Here is an 18,117-nt window from a genome sequence, read left to right as displayed (position 1 = left end):
TGCTTAGACAAGAAAGGGGAAATTGTATGGACAACAAATTTATCCGTGTGGATGAGGTGGCGCAAGAGCTTTCCGTATCAAAGCCTTATGCTTACAAGCTCATCAAGAAACTGAATGACGAGCTGAAGGAGCAGGGCTTTATCACGATTGCGGGGCGTGTCAACCGCCAGTATTTTGAGGAAAGGCTCTACGGGGCAGGAGAAAAACAGGGAAAGGAGATGGTATAAATGCCAGTATTTAAGAACGAGGGCAACGGCACATGGTATGTGATGGCAAGGTATGTGAATTGGAAGGGCGAACGTAAACAGAAATGCAAGCGTGGGTTTGCCACAAAGCGGGAGGCGCAGGAGTGGGAGCGGAAGTTCCAGTTACAAAATTCCGCTGACCTTGATATGGACTTTGAAGCCTTTACAGAGCTTTATGCGAATGATGTCAAGAACCGACTGAAAGAGAACACTTGGCTGACAAAAGAGCATATCATTCGGACGAAGATTCTTCCGTATTTTGGAAAGATGAAAATTAGCGGGATTGGCACAAAGGAAATCATTGCATGGCAGAATGAGCTGCTTGCCTACCGTGATGAAAAGCGCAATCCCTATTCGCAGACGTATCTGAAAACCGTACACAACCAGCTTTCCGCGATTTTCAACCATGCGGTGCGTTATTATGACCTCCGCTCCAACCCTGCGGCAAAGGCGGGGAACATGGGGAGCGAGGAACACAAGGAAATGCTGTTCTGGACGAAAGAGGAATATAAGAGGTTTGCGGATGAAATGATGGACAAGCCAGTTTCCTTTTATGCTTTTGAAATGCTTTACTGGTGCGGAATCCGTGAGGGAGAATTATTAGCTTTGACTGCCGCAGATTTTAACTTTGATAAGGAAACGGTCACGATTAATAAATCTTATCAGCGTCTGCATGGCGAGGATGTGATTACCTCTCCGAAAACGAAAAAGAGCAACCGTACAATTAAAATGCCAAAGTTTCTATGCGAGGAAATGCAGGAGTATATTGGTATGCTGTATGGTTTAAAGAAAAAAGACCGTATCTTTACAATAACAAAGAGCTATCTCCATCACGAGATGGACAGAGGTGCAAAAGCCGCAGGGGTGAAACGCATACGGATTCACGATTTGCGGCATAGCCACATCAGTCTGTTGATTGACATGGGGTTCTCGGCGGTGGCGATTGCTGACCGAGTAGGGCATGAGAGTATTGAAATCACTTACCGCTATGCACATCTGTTTCCGTCAAAGCAGGCAGAAATGGCAGACAGGCTTGACGATTTAGGAAAGGGGGATTTTTAATATGTCGAATAAGAACTTAGATAACTGCAACCGATGGAGAAATAAAACTGTTGCTTTTCGGGTATCTCCCGAAGAAAGCGAGCGGATTGATAAAGCGGTGCGGCTTTCGGGGCTTACCAAGCAGGACTATATCACAAGGCGGCTCTTATGCCAAGACGTAGTAGTGCAGGGCAATCCGAGGGTGTATAAGGCACTCCGCAATGAGCTTGCCGTCGTTCTTGCAGAATTGCAGAGGATTGAAGTGGGCGGGGGCGTAAATGAAGAACTGCTTGACACAATCGAACTGATTGCGGTTATTTTTGGCGGTCTGAAAGGAGAAAGTGAAGATGGCGAATAAAAAAGAAACGGCTACCCTGAATGTATCTGTTGGCGCAGATACGGGGCAACCGTCTGATGTAAACAATAACAGTATAACCAATTACTCGCCGAAAAACAATAGCAAAGTCCTTGAAACTGTATCTATGGCTGAATTGTATGATTCTGTATATCCGAGCAAGCCGCCCTTGATTGACGGTCTGCTCTACCCTGGGACTTATCTTTTTGTAGGTGCGCCGAAGCTTGGAAAGAGCTTTCTGATGGCGCAGATTGCCTACCATATCAGTATGGGTGTGCCGCTGTGGGAATATCCCGCCCGAAAAGGAACGGTCTTGTACCTTGCCCTTGAAGATGATTACCGCCGCCTGCAGGAAAGGCTGTACCGTATGTTTGGAACGGACGGGGCAGACAGTTTGTTTTTTTCTGTTTCGGCGGGTAATCTCGGAAACGGATTAGACGAGCAGTTGCAGGAATTTATGAAACAGCATACCGATACAAAACTGATTATCATTGACACGCTCCAAAAGGTGCGGGAAGTCGGCGGGGACAATTACAGTTACGCAAACGACTATGAAATAATTACAAGGCTGAAACAGCTTGCAGACAGCTACGGTATCTGTATCCTGCTTGTCCATCATACCAGAAAGCAGGGTTCTGATGATAAGTTTGACATGATTTCGGGGACTACTGGCTTGCTTGGTGCGGCTGACGGAGCGTTCCTGTTGCACAAAGAAAAACGTATCGGCAACGCCGCCACGCTTGAAGTGTCGGGCAGAGACCAGCAAGAGCAGAAACTCTATCTTCTCCGCAATCCCGAAACATTGTTATGGGATTTTCAAAAGGCAGAAACAGAACTTTGGAAAGAGCCGCCAGAGACTTTACTTGAGGAAATAGATAAAAGAATTACTGCCGACTGCCCATTGTGGCAGGGAACGGCGACGGAGCTTGCGGCTTGGTTGGAAACAGAGTTGCAGCCGAACAGCCTTGCACGGAAACTGAATGTCCTGTCGGGACGTTTGCTCAACGAATACGGCATTTTCTATAAGCGGGAGCGGTGTCACGAGGGGCGTATGATAAAGCTGTACCGTGGGGAGCGTGACGGTATGTGACGGTGTGACGGTATTTTTAGGAGCGAGGTGCGGTACTGAAATAACCGTCATACCGACGCAAACCGTCACGGATAAAGTTTAGACGGGGTTGTAAGGGTGTTCTTTTCAAAGGACAGCCCTTGCCCCTCGGAGAGCGCAAAACCTGCTTGCAGGTTGCATTTTTGTTGGCACAGCCGACAAAAGTGCTTTTGCGTTACTTTCGGGAAAGTAACAAAGCCTACCAGCCGAAAAGAAAGGGTGTGATTTTATAAGACGGACGATTAGTGCAATGGTGGGGAAAGGCTCGGTCAACCATAACAGCCGTAAATTCAAGGCTGAAAATGTGGATGCTGAACGCTCCCACCTCAATGTAGATTACTGTAATGAGAATATCAAGAAAGTATATCATAAGCTATTTGATGAAGCATTACAGAGATATAACGAGAAACAGACAAGGGCAGACCGCCGCATTGCCGATTATTACGAGAAGATACGGAACTCAAAGCAGGAAAAGCCGTTCCATGAGCTGATTTTGCAGATTGGGGATAAGGAAAATATGGGCGCAGGAAGTGAAAACGGACAGCTTGCAAGGCAGATTTTGGATGAATATTATCATGGATTCCAAGAACGAAACCCTAATCTCTATGTATTTTCCGCTCATATCCATATGGATGAGGCAACGCCACATCTTCATATTGATTTTGTCCCATTCACGACTGGCAGCAAGCGTGGACTTGATACGAGGGTATCTCTAAAACAGGCATTAGCGGCGCAGGGATTCAAAGGCGGCTCCCGTGGCGATACGGAGTGGAGCCAGTGGGTACAGTCCGAAAAAGAAAACCTTGCCGCTGTGATGGGGCGGCATGGCATTGAATGGGAGCATAAAGGCACGCATGAGAAACATTTATCTGTCCTTGATTATAAAAAGCAGGAGCGGGAAAAAGAGGTCGTCCAGCTTGAGGGGCAGATTTCGGAGAAAAAAGAGGAATTTCAAATATTGTCGGACAGGGTGGAGAATTACGACAGAGGAATGGAAAACCTAAAAACTTTGGAACAGGTGCTTGACACTTCTCCAGAGTACCAGTTGCCAGAGCCGCAGGGGTTTATGTCTGCAAAGTCATATAAAAATAAATTGGCAGAGCCTTTGGTGCAAAAGCTGAAATCGCTTGTTAAAACAGCTCTTATAAGGTGTTTTGAAGCGTGGGACAGCTACTATCGGTTGAATGTCACAAACAGCAATCTTCACCGTGAGAATGAGGGGTTAAGGAAAACCAATGAGAAACTGGCAGGGGAAAATGAAAATCTCCGTGCAGAAAACAAAGATTATAAGCTGCTCCGCAAAGCATTTGGGAGTAAGCAGATGGACAGCTTTTTGGAGCAGGCAAAAGCGGCGCAGAAGTCAAAACAGCGTGATAAACGCTTAAAAAACAACAAAGAGGAAAGGTAGGAAACACTATGGAAAACAGGATTTATGACGAAAGTAACGGTCTTTGGTATGCAAGGCAAGGCGAATACTATCTCCCAGAGCTTGCATTACCTCCCGAAGAAGAAAAGCCGATTGGTGTATGGGGTCAACGACATTTGCGGTATCTAAAAGAGCATAAGCAGCTTGTTTATATCAATCTGCTGACAAGCGGCAGATTGAATGAATACCTTGTAAGCATGGATGAACAGGCAGAGGATATGTTTTTTCGGCTGGTAAAGGAATATGCCGACAGGCAAGGTGTGACGGAACAGTTAAAGGCAGAAAATCAGCTTTTATGGGTTAGAAGAATGAATAATATTCGGGCTTGTGCGAGGGAAGTTGTGGAGAGCGAATTTATCTATTCATAAGCGATAAGTGGCACTTCTGCGGTATGTGGGAGTGCTGCTTAGTTAAGCAAAAGCAGTTCGGGGAATTGAAAAATCTTATAATTTTGTGTATACTTAGAAAAAGAAATTAGACTGAAAAATCGGGAATTATATTATATAGGAGGGCTAATATGCTTGATACGATACCTAACGAAGAAGAAATGACTGCTTTAATCGGACAATCTTTATATGATGTATGGAATAAGTTGTGTATTTTAATTGATGAAAAATACGAAATGGAATGTCAGTGGAATAAAGGCGGTAAAGCATGGAATTATGAGTATAAATACCGCCGAGGTGGTAAAACATTGTGTGCATTATATGCAAGAGAAAATTGTATAGGTTTTATGATTATATTTGGAAAAGATGAGAGAGCAAAATTTGAAACAGAACGAAATAATTATTCGGAACAAGTTCAAAAAATCTATGATGAAGCACAAACTTACCGTGATGGTAAATGGGTAATGTTTGAACCGACTGATACATCAATGTTTCATGATTTTATTAAATTATTAGGAATTAAGAGAAAGCCAAACAGGAAGTAGCAATTTTTTGGTAGGATTTATATAAATTTAGAATATGCAGAGGTGCTTGTGGATATGAAAAGATATGTTGCATTATTAAGAGGTATCAATATAAGCGGTAAAAACAAAGTACCGATGGCGGAATTAAAGAAAGAGTTTGAAAAGCTGCAGTTTGGAGGGGTTAAGACATATTTGAACAGTGGTAATGTGCTTTTTTCGAGTGAAAAAGGTGATACAGAGGGGGTTGCAAAACAGATTGAGATAATGATAAAAAAACAGTTTGCTTTAGATATTCCTGTTTTTGTCATATTAAGAGACGAACTTGATGACATTTTGCTCAATGCGCCCGACTGGTGGGGAAACGATAATAAGGAAATCTATGACAATCTAATCTTTATTATACCACCCGCTACATTCGCAGAGGTATATAATGAGATTGGAGAGCCTAAAGAAGGTTTAGAGAAAATAGAGAATTATAACGAGGCGGTATTCTGGTCTTTTAGTAGAAAAGATTATCAAAAAACGAACTGGTGGTCTAAGACGGCAAGTGCCAATATCAGTACTAAACTAACAATAAGGACAGCAAACACTGTTAGAAAAATAGTCGATATGTAATCACTTTTCCAATTCTAACTTGTGAAGGAGGAGTTTATGTTAGGCAATATAGAGGAAACATTTGAATTATTGTTTGATAAAAATAATAATGTTGCTTACAAAGCATTACAAGAATTGCAAAAAGAAAGTGAAGAAACGGATTGTGTTTATCCTTTTATAGATAGATTAAGTGATATGCTTGATAGTGACAATTCTTATATTCGCACAAGGGGGCTTACACTGCTTGCCTACAATGCAAAATGGGATAAAGAGTATAAGGTTGATGAAATTATAGATGAATATTTGAAACACATAACAGATGTTAAACCAATTACTGCCAGACAGTGTATTAAGTTGCTGCCGATTATTGCAAAACATAAGCCAGAATTGAAAAATGATATTCTTTCCGCACTTAATAAAGCTAATATATCTATTTATGATTATAGTATGCAACCATTGGTTTATAAGGACATTCAGAAAGCGTTGAAGGAAATAAAAAAATTATAAAAACGACAAATCGACATTTGCTAATTTGAAAGGAGTAATATTATGGGAGAATTAAAATCTATTATGGAGAAGTTTGTTGCATCTGGTTGGGATTTAATATCTATTCCCGCACAACAATGGTTAGATGGAAAAGCTCATAAAGATACTTTAATATCAGCAATTAAACAGGCAAACGAAAAATGTGGAAGTTGTGGTTGTGATTTAGACCCACTATATAAAAGAGCTTTAGAGCTGATTTAACAATACAGTCAATTGTTGTTTATCGGGAAGCTGCATACAAAGAAAAATCGGGGTTGAGGAAGGTCTGATATGAAGATAATAAACAGAAATATAGATAGCGGAAAACCCTTTGACTGGGGGAAAACCTCTTTCGATTATGCGAAATTTCGTGACATTTATCCGAAAGAGTTTTATCAAAGAATTATTGACCGTAAACTATGCTTAAAAGGACAATCTGTCCTTGACATTGGAACGGGAACAGGCGTCCTTCCTAGAAATATGTACCAGTATGGGGCGAAGTGGACGGCGGCAGATATTTCAGAAAACCAAATCGAACAAGCGAAAATTCTTTCAAAGGGTATGGATATAGATTATCATGTTGTATCAACGGAGGATATCAGTTTTTTGGACAACTCTTTTGATGTAATTACAGCGTGCCAGTGCTTTTGGTATTTCGACCATGAGACTGTTATGCCTAAGTTTTATCGTATGCTGAAACAAGGGGGAAGTATTCTTGTTTTATATATGGCATGGCTGCCGTTTGAGGATGAAATTGCAGGAGCCAGTGAAAAACTCGTATTAAAATATAATCCAAATTGGAGCGGCGCAGGAGAAACGAAACATCAAATAGACATACCAGATTATTATAAAGAAAAATTTGAGCTTGTATATCATGAAGAATTTACTTTAAGAATACCATTTACCCGTGAAAGCTGGAATGGGAGAATGAAGGCTTGCCGTGGAATTGGGGCTTCACTTATCGAGAAAGAAATTTCGATGTGGGAACGAGAGCATATGACGCTCCTTGAACGAATTGCGCCGAATGAATTTGACATTCTGCATTATGCTGCTATTGCAGAGCTTAAAAAGCATTAAATTCCGTTTAGTGGATTGATAGATGTGAGGTTTTATATAGGTATGGATTATAAAATTCGAGAAATTAGAAAAAATGAATATTCAATATTGTTTGATTTTCTGTATGAAGCAATTTTTATTCCAGAGGGCATGGACAAGCCGCCAAAATCTATTATTGAACAGCCAGAGTTGCAAGTATATATTGAAGATTTTGGGAAAAAAGATGATTGGTGTTTAGTTGCAGAAATAAAAGAGAAGATTGTAGGCACAGTATGGGTGCGTATTATGGATGATTACGGGCATATTGATGATGAAACGCCCTCATTTGCTATTTCACTGTATGAGGAGTACAGGAATATGGGCATTGGTACAGCACTTATGAGGAATATGCTTGAACTTTTAAAGAATAAAGGTTATAAGCAGACATCCCTTTCTGTGCAGAAGGCAAATTATGCAGTTCGTATGTATCAAAAAGTAGGTTTTGAAGTCATTGACGAAAATGAAGAAGAATACATCATGGTTTGTCGGTTGTGATGTGATGGGGGAGGCTATGTGTAAATGACTGGTAATTCAGATGAAAAAGCGGTAAAGGAATTCTTAAAAAAGATTATTGAGAATAATAACAATATTCCGTATAAGGCTAAAGCAGAGATAAAAGCGATAATAGAATTAGAACACAATCCAGAAAAATTGATTCAAGAGTGTCTGTTGTATATGCTGTCATATAGGGGATAATCTGTGCTAAAGGAAGTGGTTGGAGACGATGAAAAATAAAGAGAGTTAAATAATGCTTGATGCTGTAAACAAAATTATTTATAATGTGAGCCATGCATATAGTTGTTTTTGCACAGTTAGAGTTGTTGTTATAATTTATAGAGGGTTTAAGAAAGAGAAATTATATCATCTTATACGATTGGTGGAAAGTTTCTTGGATTATCAGATAATATGTTTTATTTGTATTTATTTAAGAAGTTGGGTTCCAGTGTTTTTATAATTACAAAGGAAAGGATATATAAGTAATGAGTGAAGAACAAGAAAACAATAAAAACAATAGTAGTGAGAAAAAACAACAGAATAAATCAGAAAAAGATAGAAATGGCGTGATAGGGGGTCTTGTATTTGGATTAATTTTAGCATTCCTTGCGTATCAAATATATATCAAAATATTTGAATTTCCAATTGGACAGATGTTGGTGTATATAGTTGGATTTCTTGCATTTATTTGCTTTATGGCATCTGTAAGTTGTTTCTTTGATTTTAAAGAATCGAAAAAAATTGAAAAATTAGATGAAGATGCTCGTAAAGAAGAAAAAGAATTTTCGGAAATAGATCTCGAACAGAAAGAACTGCGCGCAGAAAAAATGTTTAGAATGAATCAAAAAGAGTTAATGAGATACTATGATATGAATTTAACTCAAACAAAATTTCTATCTGCACTTGGCATCATGATGGTTATATTTGGAATGTTGATAGTGGCGGCAAGTTTGTATATGTATATGTCTTTGAATGCAGATAAAGTTTTGTTGTGTATAGGCAGTTTAAGTGGAGTTATAGCAGATTTTGTTGGTGCAGTTTTTATAAAAATGTATACAAAAAATATTGAAGCGGCTGTAAAATTTCATGCAAAATTTGCAGAAAGTAATAATCTTTTATTGGCAAATTTAATTGCAAATAAAATAGAGAATGAAAAATTAAGAGAAACTACTTTATCGGAAATATCTAAAAATATTATATTGAGTAAAGAAAGTATAGGAGAATAATTGAAATGAATATAAGGAAAAGTTTAATATGAAAAACATGAAAATAGATGCCAATGGAACAAAAATCAGAGTGAGGGGCGATGTTGTTAATGAGAATGCCTATATTTCTCTTACGGATATTGCTAAATATAAAAATCCAGACAATGCTTTTATCGTGGTTGCGAACTGGATGCGTAACCATTCGACAATCTCGTTTTTGGGTTTGTGGGAGCAGATTCATAATCCCAATTTTAAACCTATCGAATTCGATAGGTTTAAAGCGAAGTCGGGAGATAATGCATTTACATTGACACCGCAACAGTGGATAAAAGCAACAGATGCAATCGGTATTATATCAAAATCGGGACGATACGGCGGTACATATGCCCATACAGATATAGCCTTTGAGTTTGCGTCTTGGATTTCACCAGAATTCAAGCTCTATATTATTAAGGACTATCAGCGATTAAAGAAAGATGAAGCGAACCGATTAGCGATTGGATGGGATGCTAAGAGGGAACTTTCAAAAATAAATTATCGTATTCATACAGATGCGGTAAAGGAATTTCTGATAACACCAACATTATCTCCGCAGGAAATGGCTTATACATATGCAACCGAAGCAGATATTCTTAATATGGCTTTGTTTGGCAAAACGGCGGCACAATGGAGAAATGAAAAGGGAATAAGCGGAAAAACACCTAATATCAGAGATTTTGCTTCGGCAGAGGAATTAGTTGTACTTATCAATTTGGAAGATACCAATGCAGATTTGATAAGGCAAGGGTTATCTAACATTGAACGATTAAAGATATTAAGAGAAAAGGCATATAGGCAGCTTGAACTTTTGAAAAAGAACCAAGAAACTCTTAATGCATTGAAGAAAAATCTGATTGAAGATACGGAAACAACCGGTTGATTTTCTTAGCAAAATCGCTTATAATTTAAACCATAACATATAGCTATTATCCGCAGTTACAGAGCCAGTGTTATCAACAGCGATAACAAAATGATAACATTAGCTTATACAGGCAGGATAATATGGATATATCAAATAATCAAAAGATTTACATACTCGACAGAGAATAATACCTAAGCAAAATTAGTTAGGAAAAGTCGAGTTCGAGTAACGGATAAAATCCCGGAAATGCTGATAAAATGGGCGTTTCCGGGATTGCTTTATGCCTGTTGGCTCTAAAATGGCTCTAATTATTTGATGAATACTGGATTTCGGGCGGGTATCATGATACCTGCTTTTTTACATGGCAAGTCCACATTCAAAGGCAAGAACCATATACTTTTCCGCATTGGTAAGACCATAAGACATTAAATCTCTGATTTCCCATGTATCGGAACTAAGGTTATCCGCTCCATACAAAAACTGGATAAAAGGAATGTGCCTGTATTTTGAAACTGCCAACATAGAAGCACACTCCATTTCTACAGCAATACAGCCCTCTTGTCGGCGTTCTTCAATAGCGGAGAGGGTTTCTCTGTAAATGGCGTCCGAAGTCCATGTTTTGCCTTTTACATAGGAGTAGCCACAGTCTGTTAAAACGTTTTCTAATATCTGAATGGAATGTGCGTCTGCTTCGATTTCAGGCGAAGGTGCTATATAATGATAGCTTGTACCTTCATCACGGACAGCGGAAACAGGGATAATAATGTGGTCTTTTACCTTATCATCGTCCAATACTCCGCAGGAGCCGAACAAAACAAACTTTTTAGCTCCCATAGCAATGATTTCTTCAAAACACGCAACACAAGCAGGTGCGCCTGCCATAGAACGATAAAAAGCTATCGCAGTATTCTTGTAATTGGTTTGGTAGACAGGTAGTGCGCCGCTTGCAGAGTAGAGTTCTGCTATTTTCTCCACATTATCCAAAGAAGAAAACTTTTGAATAATGTTGTCAGAAAATGTGGAAATACAAATTTCCGGGAAATTTTCTATTCTTTTGGTTGTGTCGGACGGACTGAATAAGGATGGTTCTGAGATTTCTGTTCTTTGAAATATTGTATACAATTTTTACACCTCGTTTCTATTCATTTTCGGGATATATTTTGACGGAGATACCTCTAACCCCTTTTTTGACAATCTTACTGTCATCAAGAATACTCTGCTTAACAGCGTCCAAATCTTTTGAGAGTGCTTCAATCGCCCGTTGGTGTTCTTCCTCCGACGAGAAGCGTTCCGTATCATTCAAAAGGTTCTCCTGCAATTCCCTTGCTTTCATGTATACGCCCAGCTTATGATTGAGCAGGGAGTTCTGAAAAGATATTTTGATTGTGGCGGGATTGAAACTTCCGTCCTCGTATCTCTCTGCTTCAAAGTTCATATCTAATTGTTCGTCCATTTTCAAAATTAAAGACAATACATCTGACACTGTTTCTATATCAAAATCCATGAAAACATTGATACTGATACCCAAAGCATTTGCAATTTTCAGCAGTTGGTCGGGCTTGGGATTGCGGATGCCATACTCATATTTTTTTATTGTGGCGGAATTGATGCCGGAAAGCTGACCGAGCGTTTCCTGTGATATGCCGCGCAAATTCCGAAAGTGTTTAATCTTTTCCCCGGTAGTCATGCCAAAACCTCCATTTTTTGTGATTTTCGTTAGTGCTTAGTTCAATTCTATCACATCAGGACACATTTGTGTATAGAAATTTAAAATAAATACTTGACGTTCACAAAAGTGTACCGTATAATAAAAACATAAAGGTCACATATGTGTACCTAAAATAAAAAAGGAAAGGACAGGATTATATGGAGAATGGAAAGAAAATGTATGTAACGGCAGAGGAAGCGGCTGAAATGCTTGGCGTATCAACGGGTTATGCCTATAAGATTATCCGGGGGCTGAATGAGGAGCTGAAAGCAAAGGGTTATCGGACAATCTGCGGCAAAATCCCGACAAAATACTTTGAAGAAAAATTCTACGGTCTGACCGTAGCCATGTAGGAAAGGAGAAATTTTATGTCAGCGACAAGGGATGGAAAGATGTGGCGTTGCCAGTTCTATTATAAGGACTGGCAGGACGTAAGCCACAAGAAGAACAAGAGGGGATTTAAAACAAAAGCGGAAGCGGAACAGTGGGAGCGTGACTTTCTGCAACAGCAGCAGAGGAATTTAGACATCAATTTTGAAAACTTTGTGCAAATCTATTATGAGGATATGGAACACCGTCTGCGTGAAAATACCATGCGTACAAAGAAATTCATTATTGATTTGAAAATCATTCCGTATTTCAAGAAAAAGAACATGAATGAGATTAAGGCTTCCGACATTCGGGCATGGCAAAATGCACTGATGAAAAAAGGCTATTCGGAAACGTATCTGAAAACAGTCAATAATCAGTTGTCGGCAATCTTCAATTATGCGGTTCGGTATTACGACTTGAAAGACAATCCTTGCAGGAAAGCCGGGAGTATCGGAAAGAGCCACGCCGGGGAAAAGGAGTTTTGGACGAAACAGGAATTTAAGCAGTTTCTTGTGACTGTGGAGAACAAGCCGGAAACAAAAATGGCGTTCCTGCTCCTTTACTGGACGGGCATGAGGATTGGAGAATTGCTTGCTCTTACTTACAATGATATAGATTTGGAGAAGCGCACCATTTCCGTAAACAAGTCCTATCAGCGGATAGAGGGCAGGGACATTATCACGCCGCCCAAAACGCCAAAGAGCAAGCGCATCATAACGATACCGCCGTTTCTGGCGGAAGAATTAAAGGAGTATATTTCACATTTGTACGGAATTATGGCGGATGAAAGAATGTTCCGTTTTACAAAATCCTATATGGAGCATGAGATTATCAGAGGTATCAAGGCTTCGGGAGTGAAAAGGATACGCTTGCACGATATTCGTCATTCCCACGCTTCGCTACTCGTGGAAATGGGTTTTACGCCATTAGCGATTGCGGAACGGTTGGGGCATGAGAAAATCGAAACAACATTGAATACTTATTCGCATTTATATCCCAATAAGCAGGGGGAACTTGCAGATAAATTGGAGATGGAGAACAGCAGGGAGGAAGAAGAATGAGCGGAGTGCATAAATACCCGACAATCAGTTTTCGTATTTCCACCAGAGAGAGGGAGGAAATCGAAGCAAAGATTTTAGCAAGCGGACTTTCTAAGAAAGATTATTTTGTCCGCTCCTGCATTTATAACCGGGTGTGCGTGGTTGGTAAAAAAGAACTTGTTTACCAGTTGGTAGAGGAACTAAAGATAATGCAGACCAATATCCGGGAAGTAACAGAACAGTTTGAAAAGGCAGATGTTGATTTAACGCCGGAGGGATTAAAAGATATGCGGAATGACTGTCTTGATATGCTGAAAGCTATCCTGTGGGTATTGGACGGAGCAAAATATCTGTGGCAGGGCAACACCAACGGAGAAGAAAAAAGCCCCGACAGCGGCAACTGTTAGGGCTGTGATAACTGGAAAACCTCTGTTATCAGTATCCACAATACAAGTATAGCAGAGGTTTCTTCCAATGACAACGATTTTTCAGAAATGGAGGGCATTATGGAAGAAACAAAAACAGAATTGCAGTTGATTAAGTTATCGGAGATACAGTCTCAGGAAGTTTCTTGGCTGTGGTTTCCGTTTATCCCTTATGGAAAACTGACAATTATTCAAGGTGATCCGGGTGACGGAAAGACAACATTTATATTGAACATAGCGGCGAAGTTGTCTAAGGGAGAAAGTTTAGACGGTGGAATGAATTTTACAGAGCCTTTGACTGTAATCTATCAGAGTGCAGAGGACGGTCTTGCCGATACGGTCAAGCCCCGATTGGAACAGGCAGGGGCAGACTGTGAGAAAATCTCGGTCATTGATGAAAAGATAAAATCTCTATCCATGATAGATGAACGGTTGGAGCAGGCTGTGATAAAGACGAGCGCAAAGCTGCTGATTTTAGACCCGATACAAGCCTATTTGGGCGGCGGCATGGATATGAACCGGGCAAACGAAGCAAGGGATATGACGAAGAAATTAGCGGCACTGGCAGAGAAATACCAGTGTGCGATTGTCCTTGTCGGGCATATGAACAAAGCGGCAGGAAATAAAGCGGCATATAGGGGAATGGGTTCGATTGATTTCTTTGCAGTCGCTAGAAGTGTTTTGTTGGTCGGCAGAGTAGAGGGGGAAGAAAATACAAGGGCTGTGGTGCAGATTAAAAACAACCTTGCTGCGTTCGGACACCCAAAAGCATTTGCACTGTCGGAGGACGGTTTTCAATGGCTTGGAGATTATGAGATTACCGCTGATGAAGTGTTAGGCGGCATTGCTCCAAAAGTAAATAAAATGGAACAGGCGAAACGGTTACTCCGGGAACTGGCAGAAACAAACAACGCCATACAAAGCAATGAGATTTTCAATCTTGCAGACGAACAGGGCATATCGAAGCGGACACTGGAAAATGCGAAGAAAGAGTTGGGTGTCCGGGCGAAACGGATAAACAACACATGGTATTGGGAACTGGATAAAATCAGACAGTGACGGAGAAAGGTAACAGCGCAACAATGCAGGGTATTAGAATTTTGCAGTCTTGGAATTGCGCTCTTGAAGATTGCAAGGTTGCAAAAACTATAGACATTGCAATGTTGCGCTGTTGGGAGGAAGCCGGGAAGCGGCGGTATCAAGGCGGCGAAAAGCCGCCCACCGTCCGCAGGACGGAAAGCCCCCGGCAGGGCGCAAAGGCACTTTTGATAGAGCGTAGCCTGTCGAAAGTGCTTTTGCGTTACTTTCGCAGAAAGTAACAAAGGCTATGCGCCGTTTCCGGCGCTCATTACCCGATAGGGAGAAAGGAAAATTTATTGAAGCGGACAATCAGCGTTATGACAGGGAAAGGCTCTGTCAACCACAATAGCAGAAAATTCCACGCAAAGAACACCGACCCGGAGCGGAGTTGTCTGAATGTGGAATACTGCAATGAAAATATCAAAGACGTATACCACGAATTATTTGATGAAGCACTTGCCCGGTACAATGAGAAGCAGACCAGAAGTGACCGCATAATTGATGATTATTATGAGAAAATCTGTTTCGGCAAACAGGAGAAGCCATTCCATGAGATTATTTTGCAGATAGGCAACAAGGACGATATGGGGGCAAAGACAGAGGACGGACAGCTTGCGGCAAAAATACTTGATGAATATATGCAGGACTTTCAGCGGCGCAATCCTACGTTAAGGGTATTTTCGGCACATCTCCACATGGACGAAGCCACGCCACATCTGCATATAGATTTTGTACCTTATACGACTGGAAGCAAGCGGGGACTGGAAACAAGGGTGTCATTAAAAAAGGCACTGGCAGAACTTGGCTTCAAAGGCGGCACAAGGAGTGAAACAGAGCGCAATCAGTGGGTAGCGGCAGAAAAAGAACGGCTTGCGGATATTATGTTACAGCATGGTATTGAGTGGGAGAAAAAGGGAACACATGAGAAGCATTTATCTGTTTTGGATTTTGAGAAAAAGGAGCGTGCAAAAGAAGTTGCGGAACTGGAACAGACAATCTCTGGCAGTAAAGAGGAATTATCCGATATTCTTCATCAGCAGACAGTGGCAGGACAGGAAACGGAACAGATACGGAAAGAGGGCGAAGCGATCCGGCAGGAAGTATCGGAACTTACCATAACAAATCATCTTTTAAAAGAGCAGACGGAAACACTGGCAGAGGATAAGGAAAGATTGTTATCCGAAAATGAGAAGTTGGAGAAACAGCAGAAAAAGTTACAGCAGGAACTTAACAAAATGGTACAGTCAAAGGAAGTCATGGAGAGAAATATCCATGCCTATGATGAAGATGTGAAATGGCAGTTGGCAGAGCCGGGGGCATGGATGAGCGCAAAGAATTATCGGGATAAAAAGGCACTTCCACTTGTGGAGAAATTGAAAGAGGTCGTTAAAAATCTGACTATCAAATGTGTACAGCTTACGGAGCAAAGCAAGAAGCTGACCGCCAAAATGGACGGGCAACAAAAACAGATTAGCCGCTTGACGGATAAGGTTATGGAACAGAGCGACATCATAGACCGATTGCAGGAAAAAGCGTCTGATTTGGAGCGTTTGGAGCGTCATTTAGGCAGGGAACAGGTACAGTCGATAGTGGAACGGTCAAAGGCATTAGAACAGGCAGAAAGGGCAAATAAATGCCCGAAACGTGCCTTTGAAATGAGCCGATAGGAAAAGGGGGATTGAAAGGATATGACGGATATGGAAAAGAAAATAATGATACGGTTATGTGCTAAAATTGTGGCAGATACAGACCTTTACGAAACGGACAGGGAAGTGCGAAATCTGATAGACTGGGTATGCCTGTCGGAGCAGATAAAGGAAAACAATAATACAATCCGCAATCTGACCGGGGAATATAAAAAGATAGAGCCAGATTGCCGGGAGGGAGTACGGGCGCAGTTGGAGCGCATGAAAGAACTCTGCAAAGAGCGAAATAATCTGTATGAGAAGCAGAATGACCTGAAGGGGCAGAAACAGCAGATTGAGAAATCATTGGAGCGATAAAAAATGTGGGGTGTGGCGGTTGTCATGCCCTGTATTTTATAGTGGCAGATACAGAGAGAAAGTGCTATAATCGGAAGCATGATTAAAGATAGGGGAGATGAAACAGCATGGAAATAAATGTTGAGGATAATTTTACGCTGTTATTTGACAAAAATAATAATACGGCATACAAAGCATTACAGATGTTGCAAAAAGAATGTGAGAAATCAGACAAGGTATATTGTTATATGGATAAGTTAGCCGATATGATCGACAGTGATAATTCTTACATTCGGACAAGAGGGCTTACGCTGATTGCCTATAACGCTAAATGGGATAAAGATAATAAAATTGATGAAATCATAGACAAATATTTGAAGCACATAGAAGATGTTAAGCCGATAACAGCAAGACAGTGTATAAAATTGCTGCCTATGATTGCGAAGAATAAGCCGGAATTAAAGTGTGATATTGTTTTCGCACTGCAAAAAGCAGATACATCTATTTATGCAGAAAGTATGCAGTCGTTGGTCTATAAGGATATTCAAAATTCTTTGGCAGAGATAGAGAAACTATAGGTTGTTGAGATTTTAAGGAGTGTGGAGTAATGGATAACTGGTTTACAATAGATGAAATTGACGCAAATACATATATTATCAGTGAATACCGACATTGGGAGGAAACGCATTGCTATCTGTTGAATGGAAATACCCGAAGCCTGCTTATTGATACGGGGCTTGGCATTTCTAATATCTATGAGGAAGTGCTGAAGCATACCGATAAGCCAATTACGGCAGTAGCCACGCATATTCACTGGGATCATATTGGCGGGCATAAGTATTTCCCGGATTTTTATGCTCACGCTGATGAATTGGATTGGCTGAATGGTAAATTCCCTTTATCAATCGAAACGATAAGAGAGATGGTCATAGACCGTTGTGATTTGCCCGAAGGTTTTTGCGTGAGCGATTATGAATTGTTTCAGGGTATGCCAACAAAAGTACTGACAGACCATGACATCATTGATATTGGCGGTAGGGAAATTGAAGTGCTGCATACTCCCGGACATTCCCCGGGGCATTTGTGCTTTTTGGAAAAAAGCAGAGGATATTTATTTACAGGCGATTTGGTTTATAAAGATACTCTGTTTGCTTATTATCCGTCTACTGACCCGGAGGCATATCTCGATTCTTTGGAAAAAGTTGCGGCATTGCCTGTGAAGAAAGTGTTTCCGGCACATCATTCACTGGATATAAAGCCGGAAATCTTAAGCCGTATGCGGGAAGCGTTTAGAAATCTCAAGATGGACGGAAAACTTCATCATGGCAGTGGAACATTTAATTATGGGGATTGGGGAGTATGGTTATAGGAAATAAGCTGTGACAAAGATAATGTTCCCTTTGACGATAGTTATCACATGGTGCTAGCACCATGTAACTTAAAGCAGATAAGGAAAATGGTAAAATGGCAGTTTGCAGTTATATGTGGATTGCCATATTTTTGTGGAAAAATGGGCGTTTATGTGGTAAACTATAAGGGCAAAGATAAAAACACAACGCAAGGCAATCTTGTAGAGCTGGTAGGTAGTCCAGTCGCACCGATTTGGTGTA

At 40.7% G+C, this 18,117-nt stretch carries 26 protein-coding genes; 24 read left to right on the top strand and 2 right to left on the bottom strand.

Features of this window, described 5'->3' with window-relative positions; genetic code table 11:
• Positions 1-26: 26 nt before the first annotated feature.
• From AC6I3O_RS22510 to AC6I3O_RS22440, 15 genes are all read left to right on the top strand, one after another.
• Positions 27-227, top strand: a complete 201-nt coding sequence (locus AC6I3O_RS22510; RefSeq protein ID WP_268766767.1) for a helix-turn-helix transcriptional regulator — start codon at positions 27-29, stop codon at positions 225-227.
• On the top strand, positions 228-1,307 hold the full coding sequence (locus AC6I3O_RS22505) for a site-specific integrase (protein WP_497852767.1): 1,080 nt from the start codon (positions 228-230) through the stop codon (positions 1,305-1,307).
• Between the two features lies 1 nt (position 1,308).
• Positions 1,309-1,644: a plasmid mobilization protein gene (locus tag AC6I3O_RS22500; RefSeq protein ID WP_497852766.1), complete on the top strand. Its 336-nt coding sequence runs from the start codon at positions 1,309-1,311 to the stop codon at positions 1,642-1,644.
• Positions 1,634-2,731, top strand: a complete 1,098-nt coding sequence (locus tag AC6I3O_RS22495; RefSeq protein WP_497852765.1) for a helicase RepA family protein — start codon at positions 1,634-1,636, stop codon at positions 2,729-2,731. The genes AC6I3O_RS22500 and AC6I3O_RS22495 overlap by 11 nt, the downstream gene beginning before the upstream one ends.
• Positions 2,732-2,999: 268 nt before the next feature.
• Entirely contained in the window at positions 3,000-4,157 is a 1,158-nt protein-coding gene (locus AC6I3O_RS22490) for a plasmid recombination protein (RefSeq protein ID WP_497852764.1), read from the top strand.
• Positions 4,158-4,165: 8 nt separating this feature from the next.
• A complete protein-coding gene (locus AC6I3O_RS22485) occupies positions 4,166-4,543 on the top strand; it encodes a TnpV protein (protein WP_497852763.1) in 378 nt (125 codons plus the stop codon).
• A 149-nt stretch (positions 4,544-4,692) separates the two neighbouring features.
• On the top strand, positions 4,693-5,106 hold the full coding sequence (locus AC6I3O_RS22480) for a DUF3788 domain-containing protein (protein ID WP_160203107.1): 414 nt from the start codon (positions 4,693-4,695) through the stop codon (positions 5,104-5,106).
• 54 nt (positions 5,107-5,160) lie between these two features.
• On the top strand, positions 5,161-5,700 hold the full coding sequence (locus AC6I3O_RS22475) for a DUF1697 domain-containing protein (protein ID WP_497852762.1): 540 nt from the start codon (positions 5,161-5,163) through the stop codon (positions 5,698-5,700).
• A gap of 36 nt (positions 5,701-5,736) precedes the next feature.
• Complete coding sequence (locus tag AC6I3O_RS22470) at positions 5,737-6,186, top strand: HEAT-like fold family protein (protein ID WP_497852761.1); 450 nt, start codon at positions 5,737-5,739, stop codon at positions 6,184-6,186.
• A gap of 42 nt (positions 6,187-6,228) precedes the next feature.
• Positions 6,229-6,426: a hypothetical protein gene (locus AC6I3O_RS22465; protein WP_497852760.1), complete on the top strand. Its 198-nt coding sequence runs from the start codon at positions 6,229-6,231 to the stop codon at positions 6,424-6,426.
• Between the two features lie 69 nt (positions 6,427-6,495).
• The gene (locus tag AC6I3O_RS22460) at positions 6,496-7,281 is read left to right on the top strand and encodes a class I SAM-dependent methyltransferase (RefSeq protein WP_497852759.1); all 786 of its coding nucleotides are present in this window, start codon (positions 6,496-6,498) and stop codon (positions 7,279-7,281) included.
• Positions 7,282-7,323: 42 nt separating this feature from the next.
• Positions 7,324-7,794, top strand: coding sequence for a GNAT family N-acetyltransferase (locus tag AC6I3O_RS22455; protein WP_497852758.1), 471 nt, complete (start codon positions 7,324-7,326; stop codon positions 7,792-7,794).
• A 24-nt stretch (positions 7,795-7,818) separates the two neighbouring features.
• Positions 7,819-7,995: a hypothetical protein gene (locus AC6I3O_RS22450; RefSeq protein WP_497852757.1), complete on the top strand. Its 177-nt coding sequence runs from the start codon at positions 7,819-7,821 to the stop codon at positions 7,993-7,995.
• A gap of 284 nt (positions 7,996-8,279) precedes the next feature.
• Entirely contained in the window at positions 8,280-9,020 is a 741-nt protein-coding gene (locus AC6I3O_RS22445) for a hypothetical protein (RefSeq protein WP_497852756.1), read from the top strand.
• 28 nt (positions 9,021-9,048) lie between these two features.
• Positions 9,049-9,918 carry a KilA-N domain-containing protein gene (locus tag AC6I3O_RS22440; protein ID WP_172537379.1) on the top strand — a complete coding sequence of 290 codons (870 nt, stop codon included), beginning with the start codon at positions 9,049-9,051 and terminating at the stop codon, positions 9,916-9,918.
• 339 nt (positions 9,919-10,257) lie between these two features.
• Here the strand turns inward: AC6I3O_RS22440 and AC6I3O_RS22435 are convergent, their stop codons facing one another.
• Both AC6I3O_RS22435 and AC6I3O_RS22430 read right to left on the bottom strand, forming a co-directional pair.
• Complete coding sequence (locus AC6I3O_RS22435; RefSeq protein ID WP_497852755.1) at positions 10,258-11,022, bottom strand: nucleoside phosphorylase; 765 nt, start codon at positions 11,020-11,022, stop codon at positions 10,258-10,260.
• A 16-nt stretch (positions 11,023-11,038) separates the two neighbouring features.
• Entirely contained in the window at positions 11,039-11,587 is a 549-nt protein-coding gene (locus AC6I3O_RS22430) for a helix-turn-helix domain-containing protein (RefSeq protein WP_120480612.1), read from the bottom strand.
• Positions 11,588-11,766: 179 nt separating this feature from the next.
• Here AC6I3O_RS22430 and AC6I3O_RS22425 point away from each other — a divergent pair, with 179 nt between their 5' ends.
• The 9 genes from AC6I3O_RS22425 (at position 11,767) to AC6I3O_RS22385 (ending at position 17,876) form a co-directional block, all read left to right on the top strand.
• Positions 11,767-11,961: an ICEBs1 excisionase gene (locus AC6I3O_RS22425; protein WP_497852754.1), complete on the top strand. Its 195-nt coding sequence runs from the start codon at positions 11,767-11,769 to the stop codon at positions 11,959-11,961.
• Between the two features lie 15 nt (positions 11,962-11,976).
• Positions 11,977-13,041, top strand: a complete 1,065-nt coding sequence (locus AC6I3O_RS22420; RefSeq protein ID WP_497852753.1) for a site-specific integrase — start codon at positions 11,977-11,979, stop codon at positions 13,039-13,041.
• Positions 13,038-13,427: a plasmid mobilization protein gene (locus AC6I3O_RS22415; protein WP_289227833.1), complete on the top strand. Its 390-nt coding sequence runs from the start codon at positions 13,038-13,040 to the stop codon at positions 13,425-13,427. Before AC6I3O_RS22420 ends, AC6I3O_RS22415 begins: the two co-directional genes overlap by 4 nt.
• A gap of 99 nt (positions 13,428-13,526) precedes the next feature.
• The gene (locus tag AC6I3O_RS22410) at positions 13,527-14,504 is read left to right on the top strand and encodes an AAA family ATPase (protein WP_497852752.1); all 978 of its coding nucleotides are present in this window, start codon (positions 13,527-13,529) and stop codon (positions 14,502-14,504) included.
• A gap of 23 nt (positions 14,505-14,527) precedes the next feature.
• Complete coding sequence (locus tag AC6I3O_RS22405; RefSeq protein ID WP_497852751.1) at positions 14,528-14,764, top strand: hypothetical protein; 237 nt, start codon at positions 14,528-14,530, stop codon at positions 14,762-14,764.
• Positions 14,765-14,842: 78 nt separating this feature from the next.
• Positions 14,843-16,192 (top strand): plasmid recombination protein, encoded by a 1,350-nt coding sequence (locus AC6I3O_RS22400; RefSeq protein WP_497853569.1) that lies wholly within the window; start codon positions 14,843-14,845, stop codon positions 16,190-16,192.
• Positions 16,193-16,213: 21 nt separating this feature from the next.
• Positions 16,214-16,528, top strand: coding sequence for a hypothetical protein (locus tag AC6I3O_RS22395; RefSeq protein ID WP_497852750.1), 315 nt, complete (start codon positions 16,214-16,216; stop codon positions 16,526-16,528).
• A gap of 107 nt (positions 16,529-16,635) precedes the next feature.
• The gene (locus AC6I3O_RS22390) at positions 16,636-17,085 is read left to right on the top strand and encodes a HEAT-like fold family protein (protein ID WP_497852749.1); all 450 of its coding nucleotides are present in this window, start codon (positions 16,636-16,638) and stop codon (positions 17,083-17,085) included.
• A gap of 29 nt (positions 17,086-17,114) precedes the next feature.
• Positions 17,115-17,876: an MBL fold metallo-hydrolase gene (locus AC6I3O_RS22385; RefSeq protein WP_497852748.1), complete on the top strand. Its 762-nt coding sequence runs from the start codon at positions 17,115-17,117 to the stop codon at positions 17,874-17,876.
• Positions 17,877-18,117 lie beyond the last annotated feature (241 nt).

It is taken from the genome of Sporofaciens sp. St.21A7 (assembly GCF_059728535.1).
This window is presented reverse-complemented; position numbering and strand designations above follow the sequence as displayed.